This window comes from Burkholderia sp. A9 (assembly GCF_000801975.1).
In genome coordinates, this window is the sequence record NZ_JSZN01000020.1 from 60,468 (window position 1) to 75,238 (window position 14,771).

Genomic DNA, 14,771 nt, shown 5'->3' on the forward strand with positions numbered 1-14,771 from the left:
TTATCTTGATTCCATGTCAAGAATGCGGGGCCGGGGCGGCCCGCCGGGCGTGGCTTCCCGCGCTTCGTCGGGCAGCCACCGGCTGCGTGGCTGGCCGTGCGTTCGAGCGAACCCGTGTCGCGCGAAAGGTTTTCGTCATCGGACGAACCGGCCTTGCAGGCCCGAGGCACGATTGGGTCGGCGTTTCGCCCCGGTCCCGCCGCCGTCTGTCGACGCGATGCGGCGCGAGCATCTCGGCATTCCTGCAAACCCGTCGCCGGTGCAGCGTACGGCCAAAAAAATCCCCGGTCACAGGGGGGCCGTGACCGGGGCAGCAAGGCATCCTCTCTTTGGCACGAGGGTTGTGGATGCGCGCGCAGTATATTTCGGCGCTCAAGCATTCGAAATGACGTTAAACGGCAGTTTTTGGTGCCAATTTAAAAATACCGGGCGCTGCGGCATCCGCTGTCATCAATCTGAAAGATATTTTGTGCGCTCAAGCAGACGTTTGATGCGTGATGCCGGCGAAGCCGCGCATCCTGCGTCGTGGTTGCGCTGCCGGCCGCATCGGCTATCGGGCGATCGTGCGTATGCGGATGGTGTCGCGGGCTCGCGGGTGGCGGGCTGTCAGTCCGCGCGGCCCGCCGCGTCGCGCACGGCCGCGAGAAACCGCGCAACGACGGGAGCGGGCGGCGTTGCCGCGCCGTCGAACACGAACTCGATGTCGAAGCGGTTCGCGAGCTCGTCGAGCGCGACGAGCCGGACGGTGCGCGGGCACGTCGGCGATGCGCTTTCCGGCACGAACGCGCAGCCCATGCCGGCCGCGACGAGACCGATCAGCGTCGGGATGTCGCTGCCGACCTGCGCGATGCGCGGCGTGAAGCCGGCCTGGTCGCACTGGGCCATCAGGAAGCGGTGGTGCGCGGCCGAGCGCTGCGCATCGAACCATACGAACGGCTCGTGCGCGACGTCGGCGAGCGTGCGCGGCGCGTGGAAGCGGCCGCCGGGTGGCGCGGGCATCGCGAGCACGAAGCGGTCGCTCAACAGCCGCACGCCCGACAGATGGGGCGCCTCGTCACGGCGCCACGCCATGATGCCGCCGTCGAGCTGGCCGCGCATCAGCGCTGCCGCCTGTTCGGCCGACAACATCGGCGCGATCGACAGCTTCACGTCCGGACACGCGTCGCGAAACGCCTTGAGGACGTTCGCGACGACCGGCAGCGGCAGGCAGTTCGGCAGCGCGCCGAGCCGCAGTTCGCCGAGCTGACCGGCCGCGCTGCGCAACGCGCGTTCGCGGCTGTCCTGCAACGTCGCCAGCAGGCCGGTCGCGTCCTGCAGGAAACTCGCGCCGGCCGCCGTGAGCGTGACGCCCGTCGCGCGGCGGATCAGCAGCGGCGTGCCGATCGCGTCCTCGAGTTCGCGGATCTGCCGCGACAGTGCGGGCTGGACGATCCCGGCCGCGCGGGCGCCGGCCATCACGCTGCCGGCTTGCGCGACCGCCACGAAGTAACGCAGGTGACGCAGTTCGATCTGGCGCATGCGCTAGCGGCTCCCGTTCGGATTCGATGGATATACCTGTAAAGCATAGCAAATACCAGTCGATGGTATTGGAAAGCATGGCGCGCGTGCCGTAGGATGGTTGCCGTTGCCGTTGCCGTTGCCGTTGCCGTTGCCGTTGCCGTTGCCGTTGCCGTTGCCGTTGCCGTTGCCGTTGCCGTTGCCGTTGCCGTGCCTGTCCGCAGGCCGCGTGCGTTCCCCCAGTCCCCATCGTGTCCCGCACCATGCCGCTCCATATCCAGACCCCCTATATTCGCTCGCAGATCGCGTCCCGCCGGCTCGGCACGAACATCCGGCTGAAGCTCGACGCGCTGCAGCCGTCCGGTTCGTTCAAGCTGCGCGGGATCGGGGCGGTGTGCGAAGCGCGGCATGCCGCTGGCGCGCGCCGGTTCGTGTCGTCGTCGGGCGGCAATGCGGGCATCGCGGTCGCATATTGCGGCCGCGAGCTCGGCTTGCCGGTGCTCGTCGTCGTGCCGGAAAGCGCATCGGCCCGCGCACGCGAGCTGATCCGTGTCGAGGGCGCGGAGGTGGTCGTGCACGGCGCGAGCTGGGCCGAGGCGAACGCGTTCGCGCTGTCGGCCGTCGGCGAGCACGACGCGTTCGTGCATCCGTTCGACGATCCCGTGCTGTGGCAAGGGCACGCGACGATGATCGACGAGATGGCGGCGACCGGCCCGAAGCCCGACGCAGTCGTGCTCGCGGTCGGCGGCGGCGGGCTGCTGTGCGGCGTGCTCGAGGGGCTCGCGCGCAACGGCTGGCACGACGTGCCGGTCGTCGCGGTCGAGACGGAAGGCGCCGACTGCTACGCCCGCTCGGTCGCGCAGGGGCGCCCGGTCGAATTGCCGGCGATCACGAGCATCGCGACGTCGCTCGGCGCGAAGCGGCCGTGCGACGCGGCGGTCGAATGGGCGACGCGGCACGCGATTCACCCTGTCGTCGTGTCCGACGCGCAGGCGGTGGCGGCATCGCTGCGGTTTCTGGACGAGCACCGGATCGTCGTCGAGCCCGCGTGCGGCGCCGCGCTGGCCGCGCTCGAACAGTCGGTGCCGGTGCTCGCGGCGGCATCGGACATCGCGGTGATCGTCTGCGGCGGCGTGACGGCGACGGTCGAGCAGTTGCAGACGCTGAACGCGACGTTGCGGTAACGCGCCAAGCCGCGTGACTCGTGATCCGTGACCCGTGACCCGTGACCCGTGACCCGTGACGCCGGGCGGCCGGACAGCGAGGAAGCCGATGGCGTAGCCGCCGGATGACAGTGGGGCGGGATCGATTGCGGCGATCCGCGCATCCGGGGTTGGCGTGGCCTGCCGTGGCGGATTGTCCCCGATCAGCGGTCACGTTACGACGAGCGCGCGTAATCGCTGACCGAATGTACGGTCAGTTGCTCGAAGGATGACGGGGAAAGGGACTCGCAGCGCGCCGCGCGCGATGGCGCACGGCGCGGCGGGAAGGGCACACCGGTCAGTTCGCGGCCGGTGTGCTGGCACCAATCGGTGCGGACGAGGCGACGGGGTCGGCGGCAGCAGGCGCGGGGGTCAGGTTCGTCGACGTCGGAGCGGTGTTCGAAGGCGCGGCGGCGGCCGGCTTCGACGGCGGTGCCGAAGCTGAAGCGGGGGCTGGAGCTGAGGTGGCCACTGGGGCCGAGGCAGGCACCGAAGCCGAGGCAGGCACCGAAGCCGAAGCAGCCACCGAAGCCGAAGGAGCCACCGAAGCCGAAGCCGGCATCGAAGCCGAAGCAGGCATCGAAGCCGAAGCAGGCATCGAAGCTGAAGCCGGCATCGAACCCGAAGCTGGCGCCGAAGCCGGCACGACACTCCGCATCGCTCCCGACGGCGCCACCACCGCCGAAGCTGCAGCGGGCATGGCTGGCATGACGGACGCGCCCGATGCCGGCGCGACGCCCGGCACCGACAGCGGCACCGGCGCGGCCGGCGGGGTCGGCACGAGCGGCGTCGTCATCTTCATCGGCTCGCCCTGCGGCGTCGGCGCGGGTTCGGGCAGCGGCGTGACGGGCTCCTTCTCGGCAGCCTTCACGGTCGCGCGATCGCGGCGGGCCGGATCGATCTTCAGGAAATGCTCGACGAGATTGAAGAAGCGTTCGTAGAACACGCCGGCGGGAATCGTCTCGCTCGCGGTCTTCACGAGCGCATCGTCGCTCGACCCGATCGGCAGCGACAGCGAACCGAACACGCTGAGCCCGACGCTCGCCGACGTATTCGACTTCTTCAGCGTATAGCGGTCCTGCACCGCGTTCACGTACGCGATGCTCGACGAGCCGTCCGCGTTCGCGTCCGCGCACACGACGTGAAACTCGATCACGACGTGCATGTCGTTGTTCGGCTGGAAATTCTTGCTGCCGTCGACCGCATCGTTGCGCGACGATGACACCACATAGCCCTGGCTCAGCAGCGCGCGACGCGCGGCCTCGCAGGCCGCGTCGTATTTCGAGTGGAACGTGTGCGCGTACGGGCTGCTCGTCGCATCGAACTGTTCCTGCTGGTAGATCGGCTTGGGCGGCGACGAGCACGCCGCCAGCACGGTCGCGGCCGCGAGCGCGCACGAAACGGAAAACAGGCGAAATCGGTTGTGCATGGCGTCTTTCATAAGGCTCGGCGAGATGCCGCGCGGGGCTGCGGGGGCAGCGCACGCACGCCGCGCAACGGCGGTGCCGGTGCGATGCGCGGGGCAATCTCGTATGGCCGGGGCGTCATTATAGTTTCGTTTGATGTCGCGCTTGCTTCAGCCGGCCGGCGCCGGCCGCGCGGCGGCGAGCAATTGCGACGCCAGCGGGTGGTGTTCCCCGCGCCGCGAGCGGATCGCGTGGATCTCTTCGGTCACGTCGCCCGCCCGGCCGAGCCGGCGCAGCCCGCGCAGCAGCGACGCGTCGTTCGCGCCGAGTTCGCTGAGCGGAAACACGCCGAGCCCGCGCGCCGCGAACACGGCCATCAGCGCGCTGTCCTCGAATTCCCCGGTCAAACGGGGTACGATCCGCTCGCGTTCGAGCCACCGGTCCAGGCGCGCGCGCAGCGCCGAATGGGCGGTCGGCAACAGCACCGGCAACTCGGCGAGGCACTGCGGAAAGCGCTGCCGCGCGGCCGGCGTGACGATTGCCGCCGGCCCGTACCAGTCGACCGGCGACGCGACGAGCCGCTCGCTCGTCACGCGCAGGTTCGAACCCGACGGCGCGCCTTGGCCGGCCAGCACCAGATCGAGATGGTGCAGCGCCAGTTCCGCGAGCAGCGCATCGTGCTCGCCCTCGTGGCACAGCAGCCGCAGCGTGGGCGTGTCGAGCACCGGCGCGAGGATTGCATGCGCGGCGAGCTTCGAGATCCCGTCCGCGAGGCCGACCGCGAGCCGCACGGTCGGCTGGCTGGCCGCCGCGCGCACTTCGTCGGGAATCAGCCGCCCCATCTCGAAGATGGCCTCCGCGCGCGCATACGCGGCCTGCCCGGCATCGGTCATCGCGACGCCGCGCCCGACCGGGCGCAGCAGCTGGTGGCCGAGCGACTTCTCGAGCTCGCGCACCTGCGCGCTGATCGTCTGCACGGCCATGTCGAGCCGCCCGGCGGCGCGCGCGAAGCCGCCTTCCTTCACGACGACCCAGAAATAGTACAGATGTCGGAAATTCAGCATCGGATCAATACTTCGTAAAAACCGAACCAAAGATCAGATTCTCTCTGATTTTTTCGAAGCCGGGGGCCGCCTATCATCGGGCTTTCCACTTTCGTATCGGCCCTTTTCATGGACTACCTGCTGACGCTTGCCGCCGACCCCGCCGTCTGGGCCGCGCTCCTGACGCTCGTCGTGATGGAAGTCGTGCTCGGCATCGACAACCTGATCTTCATCTCGATCCTCAGCAACAAGCTGCCCGAAGCGCAGCGCGCCCGCACGCAGCGCCTGGGCATCGCGCTCGCGCTCGTGATGCGCCTCGCGCTGCTCGGCAGCGTCGCGTGGATCGCGAGCCTCACCGAGCCTGTGTTCTCGCTGTTCGATCACGCGTTCTCGTGGCGCGACCTGATCCTGCTGTCGGGCGGCCTGTTCCTCGTGTGGAAGGCGACCACCGAGATGCATCATCACGTGTCGCATGACGGCGACGGCGCCGGCGCGTCCGGCGGCGCGGCCGGCCTGACGGTGTGGGCCGCGATCGGCCAGATCGTGATGCTCGACATCGTGTTCTCGATCGACAGCATCGTGACCGCGATCGGCATGACCGAGCACATCCCGATCATGTTCGTCGCGGTGATCGTCGCGGTATCCGTGATGCTGTTCGCCGCGCAGCCGCTCGCACGCTTCATCGACCGCAACCCGACCGTCGTGATGCTCGCGCTGTCGTTCCTCGTCGTGATCGGCATGACGCTGATCGCGGAAGGCTTCGGGTCGCACGTGCCGAAGGGCTATATCTACGCGGCGATGGCGTTCTCGGCGTTCGTCGAGGGTCTGAACATGCTGGCGCGGCGCGCGAAGGCGAAGCGTGCGGCGCGGGTCGAAGGTCACTGAGTGGGCTGGGGTGATGCCGGCCGCGGCCGGCATCACCCCAGATGCGGAATGTTCAACCCAGGGAGCAACGCGATGAAATGTCCTGTCTGCAAGACGCCCGACCTGTTGATGGCCGAGCGCCAGTCGATCGAGATCGACTACTGCCCGACCTGCCGCGGCGTGTGGCTCGATCGCGGCGAACTCGACAAGCTGATCGCCCGCGAAACCGGCGCTGCGCCGCCCCGTCGCGACGCGGCGCCTGCGCTGCACGATGTGCACGCGCCGCGCGGCCGCGACGACGGCTGGGGGCGCGACGGCCGCTCGCACGGTCGTTACAGGCACGATGGCCAGCGTCGCAAGCAGTCGGTGTTCGACCTCTTCGATTTCGATTGAATCCGGCTACGGTGCGTCCGCTCGCGGGCTGCCCGATGCAAAAAACGCCCCGCCCGGCATCACGCCCGGCGGGGCTTTTTCATATGCGTCGCGTCCGACGCACGCCAGCGCTTACGCGTTGCCGGCCGTCACGTCGATGCGGCGCGGCCGCGTTTCCTCGCGACGCGGGATCGTCAGCGTCAGCACGCCGTCGCGCAGGTTCGCGTCGATCCTCGACGTGTCGAGATCGGGGCTCAGCACGAAAGTGCGCGCATAGCGCGGCGCGCGGACTTCGGCGTGTCGCACGCGCAGGTCGGCCGGCGTGTCGATGCGCGTGTCGGCTTCGATCGTCAGCGTGTTGTCGTGCACCTTCACGTCGAGGTTCTCGCGCGGCACGCCGGGCAGGTCTGCCCGCAGCATGACACCGCGATTGTCTTCGACGATATCGACGGCAGGCGTGATGGCGGGCCGGCGTGCGGCGTCGGCAGCAGCAGCGGCAGCGTGAACGGTGCTCGTCTGGCGCTCGGCCAGGGTCGGGTTCGTATTCATGTCGGTGTCCTGAAGATTACTGAACGGTGATGGCGCGCGGCTTCGATGCTTCGCGACGGCCGACGCGAATCAGTAGGCAGCCGTTTTCGTAACGGGCGCTGACCTGGTCGGGATTCGCGTCGCGCGGCAGCTCGACGACGCGGCGGAACGCGCCGTGAAAGCGCTCCTGCGCATAGGTGCGCTGGTCGTCGCCTGCGCTGCGCGGTGCCGGTTTGCGCTCGCCGCTGATGGTCAGCAGGTCCTTGTCGATCGACACGTCGAAGTCGGCCGCAGCCATGCCGGGCGCGAAGGCGACGATCTCGATGGCGTCGTCGGTGGCGCCGACGTTGAGCGCGGGAAAGGCGCCCGGGCGCACCGCGCGGATGCCCGACGGGCGTTCGCCGAGCAGGTTCGCCATCTGCCGCTGCACGCGGGCGAATTCGTCGAACAGGTCGTTGCCGAAATGGATACCGCTCATGTGGGTCCTCCTGAACAGGGAACGCGGGAGACGTGACGGCGCGACGCCTGCGGCGGGCGCGACGGGTGGCTCCACGGGATCGAAACGGGGGCGGTGCGTGACCTGCAGCACTGCCCGACGACGTGTAATTAGTGGCCACCACCGCGCATTTCAAGAGGGCATTTGCAACCTGCGTCAACCGAGGCCCGTGCGAATCGATGCGACAATCGCCGCGACAGTTCTGCAGACCAACGACACGGGACAACCATGGACATTCAACGCATCGCGATCGTCGGCGCCGGCGTGATCGGCGCGAGCTGGGCGGCGTTCTATCTGGCGAAGGGCTTCGACGTCGTCGCGACCGATCCGGCACCGGACGCCGACGCGCGGCTGCGCGACGCGCTCGCCACGTTTCTCGGCGAGCGGGCCGCCGAACTTTCCGCGCGGCTGTCGTTCGACGCGGATCTGGCACGCGCACTCGACGGTGTCGATTTCGTGCAGGAGAACGGCCCGGAACGGCTCGACCTGAAGCGCGCGCTGTACCGGCAGATGGACGACGTGCTGCCCGCGCACGTGCCGATCGCATCGAGCTCGTCGGGTCTGAAGATGTCGGAGATCCAGACCGCCTGCGCAAAGCATCCGGAGCGCTGCATGATCGCGCATCCGTTCAACCCGCCGCACCTGATTCCGCTCGTCGAGCTGGTCGGCGGCGACGCGACCGGGCAGGACGTGATCGCACGCGTGAAGGCGTTCTACGACGCACTCGGCAAACAAACGATCGTGCTCAACAAGGAAATGACCGGCCACGTCGCGAACCGACTCGCGGCCGCGCTGTTTCGCGAGGTGTATCACCTCGTCGGCGAAGGCGTGGTGAGCGTCGCCGATGCGGACAAGGCCGTCGCCTGGGGCCCGGGCCTGCGCTGGGGGCTGATGGGGCAGTGCCTGACCTATCACCTCGGCGGTGGCGCGGGCGGGATCGCGCATTTCCTCGAGCACCTGTCGGGGCCGATCACGACGTGGTGGGACGCGCTCGGCACGCCGTCGTTCGATCCGGCCGTCGATCGCAAGCTGACCGACGAGCTGCGCGCGATCCAGGGCGAGCGTTCGATGCAGGAGCTGGCGGCCGAGCGCGACCGGCTGCTCGTCGAGCTGATCGACGCGCGGCGTCGCAGTTTCCTGCCCTGAGCGCGCCGCCGCACCGTGGATCGGCACGGGCCGTGCTCCGCTATTGCTGAACCGGCGTTTGCGGTGGCTGCGGCGTCTGCGCGAGCCACGCGGGTTGCACGGCCTGCACCAACTGGCGATTGCGTGCGCGCGTCGCGGCGGTCGGCGGATAGTTGCCGTCGTTCGTCGGCAGTTCGCCGTCGAGATAGGCCTGCTTCAACTGGGCGATCACTTCCGCGCGTGTCAGGCCCTGCGCGGGTGCGGTGGCGTCGGTTTGTGCAAAGGCAGGGGACAGCAGCGCGGCTGCGGCGGTCGCGACGGCGAATCGCAAGACATTCATGGCGGGCTCCGATCAAGGGGACGGGACAGCGGACGCGCGGCACACTGCCGTGCGTTCCGATGGGTCCCATTGTCGCGAGCGGGTACTGCGCAGACGCTGACGCGTGCCAGGCAAGACCGTCAGTTGCGCGCGCGATGCCGCGGGCGGGCGTCGGCACCTGAATCTGTACTGCTATCGGCCACTACAGCTCCGCTGCCGCGGCGATTAGCGTCGCCTCGAGCGCGAGCGTCGAGCGCGACGCGGCCGCCGGCCGGTCGATCACGTATTCGAGCTCGCCGAGTTCCGGCAACCCGGCATCGAGCCGCGCGAGCCCGGCCGGAATCACGTAGCCGGCGAACGCGCTGACGCCGAGCCCCGCGCTCGCGGCCGCGCGCAGCACCGCGATGCTGCTGCTCACGACGGCGATCCGGTAAGGCCGGCCGACCGCCTCGAGCGATTCGAGCACCCGGCGGCGTGACACGCTCGGCTCCGGATGCATCGCGAGCGGCAGCACGGCCTCGTGGCCGGTGATCCGCGAATCGGGGCCGGTGCACCAGTACAGCGGTTCGCTGCGAATCACGCGGCCGCGCCGGCTGCCCGCGACGCGCTTCGCGAACACGAGATCGTGGCGGCCTTCGTCGAGCGCATCGAACAGGTCGCCCGACAGCCCCGTCGAGATCGCGAGCTCGACTTCCGGATTGCGCTGCACGAAGCTCGCGAGCGCGGCCGTCAGGTGCGCGGACGCGAAATCCTCCGACATCGCGAGCCGCACCTTGCCCGACAGCGGCGGGCCGCACACGGACGTGACGGCCTCGTCCATCAGTTCGAGGATCCGCACCGCGTAGCGGAACAGCGCGTCGCCGTGCTGCGACAGGTGCACGTTGCGCGTATCGCGTTCGAACAGCGGCCGGTCGAGCAGTTCCTCGAGGCGGCGGATGTGCTGGCTGACGGTCGACTGCGACAGGCTCACGCGCTCCGACGCGGCGGTGAAACTGCCGGACTGGGCGACGGCGACGAAGCTGCGCAGCAATTCGGGCGGTAAGGGACGCATTGCTAAATCCACTGAATCGGTTTCGACAACTTCATAAATGGCCGGATTATGCGGCGCTAGTATCGGATACGCCCCGGTGCGGCCCTTGCAGATGGGGCGCAGCGGACGCGTAGCCCGTGTCGCGCCGGCGGCTGCTTCGGTCAGTCTAAGGCATCCGGCGTCCGGCCCGAAACCGCATCATCCCATCGACCCCCGAGAACGCGCTCGCACGACGAGCCGCCGGGCCGCGGCGCCCCGCCGCAGGAGTCCGACAGTCCGCGTCCGGGATCGGCGTGCGGGCCTGGCTCCCGCACACGTCAGGCGCCCGTCACGAAGAGACTGGAGACGACTCATGATCATCTACGGAACCGCGCTGCTGGCGTTCTGCCATCTGGCCGGACTGTTCCTCGGCGACCTGCTGGGCGCCGCGATCGGCGTGAAGACCAACGTCGGCGGCGTCGGCATCGCGATGCTGCTGCTGATCTGCCTGCGCCTGTGGCTGCACCGGCGTGGCTGGCTGCCGAAGGAGACCGAGGCCGGCGTCGGCTTCTGGGGCGCGATGTACATCCCGGTCGTCGTCGCGATGGCCGCGAACCAGAACGTCGTCGCCGCGCTGAAGGGCGGGCCGGTCGCGCTGCTCGCGGCGGTTGGCGCGGTCGCGATTTGCGCATGCTGCATCGCGGTACTCGTACGCACCGGGCGCGACGACACGGCCTTCGCGGGCGTGCCGCATTTCGAAGAACAGTGACGGAGGCCGCCATGCTGCAGATGCTCGAAAAAACCGTCGCCCACAACGGGCTCGTCACGTCGTTCGCACTGGTCGGCCTGATCATGTGGCTGTCGTCGGTCGCGTCGCGCAAGCTCACGTTCGGCCGCGTGCACGGCTCCGCGATCGCGATCGTGATCGGTCTCGTGCTCGCGTATGTCGGCGGCGCGTTCACCGGCGGCGAGAAGGGGCTGGCCGACGTGCGGCTGTTCGCCGGCGTCGGCCTGATGGGCGGGGCGATGCTGCGCGATTTCGCGATCGTCGCGACCGCGTTCGAAGTGCAGCCGACCGAGGCGCGCAAGGCCGGCCTCGTCGGCGTCGTGTCGCTGCTGCTCGGCACCGTGCTGCCGTTCATCGTCGGCGCGTGCATCGCGCGTGCGTTCGGCTATACCGATGCGGTCAGCATGACGACCATCGGCGCGGGCGCCGTCACGTACATCGTCGGGCCCGTCACCGGTGCGGCGATCGGCGCGAGCTCCGACGTGATCGCGCTCAGCATCGCGACGGGCCTCGTGAAGGCGATCATCGTGATGGTCGGCACGCCGGTCGCGGCCAACTTCATGGGCCTGAAGACGCCGCGCTCCGCGATGATCTTCGGCGGCCTGGCCGGCACCGTGAGTGGCGTGAGCGCAGGCCTCGCCGCGACCGATCGCCGGCTCGTGCCGTACGGTGCGCTGGTCGCGACGTTCCATACCGGCGTTGGCTGCCTGCTCGGCCCGTCGCTGCTGTTCTTCACGACGCGCGCGCTGGTCGGCGCGTAGCCGTCGCGTGCGATCCGGGCGGCTCGCGCGCGCAACCGGCGTGCGCGGGCCCCGGCGGGCCGCATCCATCGCGGCGTCCTCTGAGTCGCATTCGTCAACATCATCAATCGGCGGCGGCGCCAGGCTTAGAATGCCGCTGAACCATCGAAGCGGGAGAACTGTTCATGACGGGATGGAATCACGCGCGGCAGGCGCGCGATGCACGCCTCGCGGCCGGCGCGGCCTTCGCGCGCGGCAAGCGGGTCGATGCGCGCGACACCGTCGCGTTGCTCGAAGCGGTGCTGCGGCCCGGCGACCGCGTTTGCCTCGAAGGCGACAACCAGAAGCAGGCCGACCTGCTCGCGACGGCGCTCGCCGACGTCGACAGCGCGAAGGTGCACGACCTGCACATGGTGCAGTCGGGTGTCGTGCTGCCCGAGCATCTCGACGTGTTCGAGCGCGGGATCGCGAAGCGTCTCGACTTCGCGTATTCGGGCCCGCAGTCGCAGCGGATCGCGAAGTTGCTGTTCGGCGGCAAGATCGCGCTCGGCGCGGTGCACACCTATCTCGAGCTGTTCGCGCGCTACTTCATCGACCTCACGCCGCAGGTCGCGCTGATCGCCGCGGTCAGCGCCGACGCCGACGGCAACCTGTACACCGGCCCGAACACGGAAGACACGCCGACCGTCGTCGAGGCCACCGCGTTCAAGGACGGCATCGTGATCGCGCAGGTCGACCGCATCGTCGACAAGGTGCCGCGCGTCGACATTCCCGGCGACCGCGTGCATTTCGTCGTCGAGGCCGGCCGGCCGTTCTACGTCGAGCCGCTGTTCACGCGCGATCCGGCCGCGATCACCGAGACCCAGATCCTGACCGCGATGCTCGCGATCAAGGGCATCTACGAACCGTACGGGATCAAGCGCCTGAACCACGGGATCGGCTTCAACACGGCCGCGATCGAGCTGCTGCTGCCGACCTACGGCGCGAAGCTCGGGCTGAAGGGCAAGGTCTGCACGCACTGGGCGCTCAACCCGCACCCGACGCTGATTCCCGCGATCGAATCGGGCTGGGTCGAGCAGATCCACTGCTTCGGCTCCGAAGTCGGGATGGACGACTACATCCGCGCGCGCTCCGACGTGTGGTTCACGGGCCCCGACGGCTCGCTGCGCTCCAACCGCGCGTTCTGCCAGACGGCCGGCCTCTACGCGTGCGACATGTTCATCGGCTCGACGCTGCAGATCGACCTGTCGGGTCATTCGTCGACGGTCACGGCCGAGCGCATTGCCGGTTTCGGCGGTGCGCCGAACATGGGCAGCGACGCGCGCGGGCGGCGCCATCCGAGCGAGCCGTGGCTGAAGGCCGGCGCGGAAGCCGATCCCGACACGCCGGCGGCGCTCAGGCGCGGCCGCAAGCTGGTCGTGCAGATCGGCGAGACGTTCGGCGACAAGAACGTGCCGATGTTCGTCGAGAAGCTCGACGCGCTGAAGCTCGCCGACAAGCTGCAGCTCGACCTCGCGCCGATCATGGTCTACGGCGACGACGTCACGCACATCGTCACCGAGGAAGGGATCGCCAACCTGCTGATGTGCCGCGACAAGGACGAACGCGAGCACGCGATCCGCGGCGTGGCCGGTTATACGGACGTCGGCCGCGGCCGCGACCGCAAGATGGTCGAGCGGCTGCGCGAGCGCGGCGTGATCCGTCGTCCGGAGGATCTCGGCATCGATCCGCTCGACGCCGATCGCCGCTGGCTCGCGGCGCGCTCGATCAAGGATCTCGTGCACTGGTCGGGCGGCCTTTATGCGCCGCCGGCCCGGTTCCGCAACTGGTGAGGAAGAGGGCATGGAACAGTTGAACTACCGCTTCACCGCGCGCGAACGCGCGAAGGGCGAACGGGCCACGGCGCTCGTCGGCGTGGTCGCGTCCGGCAATCTCGAAGTGCTCGTCGAGCGCGTGCTGCCGGGCAATGAATGCGAGATCGACATCCGCACCGCGGCGGTCGGTTTCGGCACGGTGTGGCAGGCCGTCGTGTCGGACTTCGTCGAGCGGCGCGCGCCGGGCGGCCTGAAGCTGTCGATCAACGACGGCGGCGCGCGGCCCGACATGGTGTCGCTGCGGCTCGCGCAGGCCGTGCGCGCGATCGAGGGGGACGCATGACGACCGACGTGATCCATGACGCACCCGCGTTCGTCGCGAACGCCGCGAGCTGGTACGAAGCGTCGGCGCGCCAGCGCGTCGACGGGCTGCTCGACGCGGGCAGCTTCACCGAATTTCTCGGGCCGGGCGAGCGCGTGACGAGCCCGCACCTGCCGTTGTTCGACCTGCCGCAGCAGTTCGACGACGGGATGGTGGTCGGCCACGGCCGGCTCGACGGCCAGCCGGTGTTCGTCGCCGCGCAGGAAGGCCGCTTCATGGGCGGCGCGTTCGGCGAAGTGCACGGCGCGAAGCTCACGGGGCTGCTGCGCGCCGCGCGCGAACTTGGCACGCCGGTGGTGATCCTGTTCGATACGGGCGGCGTGCGGCTGCAGGAAGCGAACGCGGGCGAGCTCGCGATCGCCGAGATCATGCGTGCGCTCGTCGAAGCGCGCGCGGCTGGCGTGCCGGTGATCGGGCTGATCGGCGGGCGCGCGGGCTGCTACGGCGGCGGCGGGCTGCTTGCCGCGTGCTGCTCGGCGCTCGCGGTGTCCGAGCAGGGCCGCATCAGCGTGTCCGGCCCCGAGGTGATCGAGACGAATCGCGGCGTCGAGGAATTCGATGCGAAGGATCGCGCGCTGATCTGGCGCACGATGGGCGGCAAGCATCGCCGGCTGATCGGCGGCGCGGATCGCTACGTTGCCGATACGCCGGACGCGTTTCGCGCGGCCGCGCTCGAACTGATCGGCCGTGCGCCGAAGTTCGATGCGGCGATGCTGCGCGCGGAGCAGACGCGTCTCGAAGCGCGGGTCGAGCGGTTCGGCGCATGTCAGGACGCGCTCGACGTGTGGCGTGTGCTCGGTGCCGATCAGCCGGAAGCAATTCCCGGCATGCCCGACGACGAATTCGCGAAGCTCGCCGACCAACTGCAGGAGCAGAAATGAAACGACCCCCACGTTCACTTCGTTCGCTGTCGACCGGAGTTGGCGCTTTAGCGCTTACTTCGGTCCCATGCACGGCTCCCCCCGAGGGGGTGCCTGCGGTCCACGGCCGCCTTTGCAAAGCCGGCCGGCTGCGCGGGCGCGGAGCGATGCTCCGCGCATTCCCCGCTACGCCCCTTGGGGCGGCCCGGCGGGAGGCAGCATGACGCTCGATGAAGTACTGACCTCGCTGTTCCCCAAAGGCCATTCGATCGCGCGAACCGGCGGCTTGCTGACCGGTCACGCCGACCTGGCCGGCACGCGCGTCGA

At 69.3% G+C, this 14,771-nt stretch carries 16 protein-coding genes and 1 pseudogene; 10 read left to right on the forward strand and 7 right to left on the reverse strand.

Going from position 1 to position 14,771, the window contains the following annotated elements; genetic code table 11:
• Positions 1-606 precede the first annotated feature (606 nt).
• Positions 607-1,518 (reverse strand): LysR family transcriptional regulator, encoded by a 912-nt coding sequence (locus PI86_RS11200; RefSeq protein ID WP_039322051.1) that lies wholly within the window; start codon positions 1,516-1,518, stop codon positions 607-609.
• 242 nt (positions 1,519-1,760) lie between these two features.
• On the opposite strand from PI86_RS11200, the gene PI86_RS11205 reads away from it, so the two are divergent.
• Complete coding sequence (locus PI86_RS11205) at positions 1,761-2,681, forward strand: pyridoxal-phosphate dependent enzyme (protein WP_014897467.1); 921 nt, start codon at positions 1,761-1,763, stop codon at positions 2,679-2,681.
• A 316-nt stretch (positions 2,682-2,997) separates the two neighbouring features.
• Here PI86_RS11205 and PI86_RS11210 read toward each other — a convergent pair whose 3' ends face one another.
• The gene (locus PI86_RS11210) at positions 2,998-4,128 is read right to left on the reverse strand and encodes a DUF2242 domain-containing protein (protein WP_039322055.1); all 1,131 of its coding nucleotides are present in this window, start codon (positions 4,126-4,128) and stop codon (positions 2,998-3,000) included.
• A gap of 147 nt (positions 4,129-4,275) precedes the next feature.
• Positions 4,276-5,169, reverse strand: coding sequence for a LysR family transcriptional regulator (locus PI86_RS11215; protein ID WP_039322057.1), 894 nt, complete (start codon positions 5,167-5,169; stop codon positions 4,276-4,278).
• A gap of 108 nt (positions 5,170-5,277) precedes the next feature.
• Between PI86_RS11215 and PI86_RS11220 the strand changes: the two genes are divergently transcribed.
• Both PI86_RS11220 and PI86_RS11225 read left to right on the forward strand, forming a co-directional pair.
• The gene (locus tag PI86_RS11220; protein ID WP_014897464.1) at positions 5,278-6,033 is read left to right on the forward strand and encodes a TerC family protein; all 756 of its coding nucleotides are present in this window, start codon (positions 5,278-5,280) and stop codon (positions 6,031-6,033) included.
• A gap of 72 nt (positions 6,034-6,105) precedes the next feature.
• On the forward strand, positions 6,106-6,405 hold the full coding sequence (locus PI86_RS11225) for a TFIIB-type zinc ribbon-containing protein (RefSeq protein WP_039322060.1): 300 nt from the start codon (positions 6,106-6,108) through the stop codon (positions 6,403-6,405).
• Positions 6,406-6,516: 111 nt separating this feature from the next.
• Here the strand turns inward: PI86_RS11225 and PI86_RS11230 are convergent, their stop codons facing one another.
• Complete coding sequence (locus tag PI86_RS11230) at positions 6,517-6,933, reverse strand: Hsp20/alpha crystallin family protein (protein WP_039322064.1); 417 nt, start codon at positions 6,931-6,933, stop codon at positions 6,517-6,519.
• A gap of 16 nt (positions 6,934-6,949) precedes the next feature.
• On the reverse strand, positions 6,950-7,390 hold the full coding sequence (locus PI86_RS11235) for an Hsp20/alpha crystallin family protein (protein ID WP_039322067.1): 441 nt from the start codon (positions 7,388-7,390) through the stop codon (positions 6,950-6,952).
• A 246-nt stretch (positions 7,391-7,636) separates the two neighbouring features.
• On the opposite strand from PI86_RS11235, the gene PI86_RS11240 reads away from it, so the two are divergent.
• Entirely contained in the window at positions 7,637-8,554 is a 918-nt protein-coding gene (locus PI86_RS11240; RefSeq protein WP_039322070.1) for a 3-hydroxyacyl-CoA dehydrogenase NAD-binding domain-containing protein, read from the forward strand.
• Between the two features lie 40 nt (positions 8,555-8,594).
• On the opposite strand, the gene PI86_RS11245 is transcribed toward PI86_RS11240, so the two are convergent.
• Positions 8,595-8,873, reverse strand: coding sequence for a DUF4148 domain-containing protein (locus PI86_RS11245; protein WP_039322073.1), 279 nt, complete (start codon positions 8,871-8,873; stop codon positions 8,595-8,597).
• Positions 8,874-9,054: 181 nt separating this feature from the next.
• A complete protein-coding gene (locus tag PI86_RS11250; protein ID WP_039322076.1) occupies positions 9,055-9,903 on the reverse strand; it encodes a LysR substrate-binding domain-containing protein in 849 nt (282 codons plus the stop codon).
• 331 nt (positions 9,904-10,234) lie between these two features.
• Between PI86_RS11250 and madL the strand changes: the two genes are divergently transcribed.
• The 6 genes and pseudogenes from madL to PI86_RS17110 form a co-directional block, all read left to right on the forward strand.
• Complete coding sequence (gene madL / locus PI86_RS11255) at positions 10,235-10,630, forward strand: malonate transporter subunit MadL (protein WP_014897457.1); 396 nt, start codon at positions 10,235-10,237, stop codon at positions 10,628-10,630.
• Positions 10,631-10,641: 11 nt separating this feature from the next.
• Entirely contained in the window at positions 10,642-11,409 is a 768-nt protein-coding gene (gene madM, locus PI86_RS11260; protein ID WP_039322078.1) for a malonate transporter subunit MadM, read from the forward strand.
• Between the two features lie 164 nt (positions 11,410-11,573).
• Positions 11,574-13,220: a malonate decarboxylase subunit alpha gene (gene mdcA / locus PI86_RS11265; RefSeq protein ID WP_014897455.1), complete on the forward strand. Its 1,647-nt coding sequence runs from the start codon at positions 11,574-11,576 to the stop codon at positions 13,218-13,220.
• Between the two features lie 10 nt (positions 13,221-13,230).
• Positions 13,231-13,545, forward strand: coding sequence for a malonate decarboxylase acyl carrier protein (gene mdcC, locus PI86_RS11270; RefSeq protein WP_039322082.1), 315 nt, complete (start codon positions 13,231-13,233; stop codon positions 13,543-13,545).
• The gene (locus PI86_RS11275; RefSeq protein WP_039322084.1) at positions 13,542-14,465 is read left to right on the forward strand and encodes a biotin-independent malonate decarboxylase subunit beta; all 924 of its coding nucleotides are present in this window, start codon (positions 13,542-13,544) and stop codon (positions 14,463-14,465) included. The genes mdcC and PI86_RS11275 overlap by 4 nt, the downstream gene beginning before the upstream one ends.
• A 199-nt stretch (positions 14,466-14,664) precedes the next feature.
• A pseudogene (locus tag PI86_RS17110) lies at positions 14,665-14,771 on the forward strand (biotin-independent malonate decarboxylase subunit gamma); the annotation flags it as partial.

What these genes read in the sequence shown, in the direction of transcription:
- PI86_RS11235 (WP_039322067.1), bottom strand. Translation starts at nt 7,390, where the DNA reads ATGAGCGGTATCCATTTCGGCAACGACCTGTTCGACGAATTCGCCCGC.
- PI86_RS11205 (WP_014897467.1), top strand. Translation starts at nt 1,761, where the DNA reads ATGCCGCTCCATATCCAGACCCCCTATATTCGCTCGCAGATCGCGTCC.
- PI86_RS11240 (WP_039322070.1), top strand. Translation starts at nt 7,637, where the DNA reads ATGGACATTCAACGCATCGCGATCGTCGGCGCCGGCGTGATCGGCGCG.
- PI86_RS11200 (WP_039322051.1), bottom strand. Translation starts at nt 1,518, where the DNA reads ATGCGCCAGATCGAACTGCGTCACCTGCGTTACTTCGTGGCGGTCGCG.
- PI86_RS11275 (WP_039322084.1), top strand. Translation starts at nt 13,542, where the DNA reads ATGACGACCGACGTGATCCATGACGCACCCGCGTTCGTCGCGAACGCC.
- PI86_RS11225 (WP_039322060.1), top strand. Translation starts at nt 6,106, where the DNA reads ATGAAATGTCCTGTCTGCAAGACGCCCGACCTGTTGATGGCCGAGCGC.
- PI86_RS11245 (WP_039322073.1), bottom strand. Translation starts at nt 8,873, where the DNA reads ATGAATGTCTTGCGATTCGCCGTCGCGACCGCCGCAGCCGCGCTGCTG.
- mdcC (WP_039322082.1), top strand. Translation starts at nt 13,231, where the DNA reads ATGGAACAGTTGAACTACCGCTTCACCGCGCGCGAACGCGCGAAGGGC.
- PI86_RS11215 (WP_039322057.1), bottom strand. Translation starts at nt 5,169, where the DNA reads ATGCTGAATTTCCGACATCTGTACTATTTCTGGGTCGTCGTGAAGGAA.
- PI86_RS11230 (WP_039322064.1), bottom strand. Translation starts at nt 6,933, where the DNA reads ATGAATACGAACCCGACCCTGGCCGAGCGCCAGACGAGCACCGTTCAC.
- mdcA (WP_014897455.1), top strand. Translation starts at nt 11,574, where the DNA reads ATGACGGGATGGAATCACGCGCGGCAGGCGCGCGATGCACGCCTCGCG.
- PI86_RS11250 (WP_039322076.1), bottom strand. Translation starts at nt 9,903, where the DNA reads ATGCGTCCCTTACCGCCCGAATTGCTGCGCAGCTTCGTCGCCGTCGCC.
- PI86_RS11220 (WP_014897464.1), top strand. Translation starts at nt 5,278, where the DNA reads ATGGACTACCTGCTGACGCTTGCCGCCGACCCCGCCGTCTGGGCCGCG.
- PI86_RS11210 (WP_039322055.1), bottom strand. Translation starts at nt 4,128, where the DNA reads ATGCACAACCGATTTCGCCTGTTTTCCGTTTCGTGCGCGCTCGCGGCC.
- madL (WP_014897457.1), top strand. Translation starts at nt 10,235, where the DNA reads ATGATCATCTACGGAACCGCGCTGCTGGCGTTCTGCCATCTGGCCGGA.
- madM (WP_039322078.1), top strand. Translation starts at nt 10,642, where the DNA reads ATGCTGCAGATGCTCGAAAAAACCGTCGCCCACAACGGGCTCGTCACG.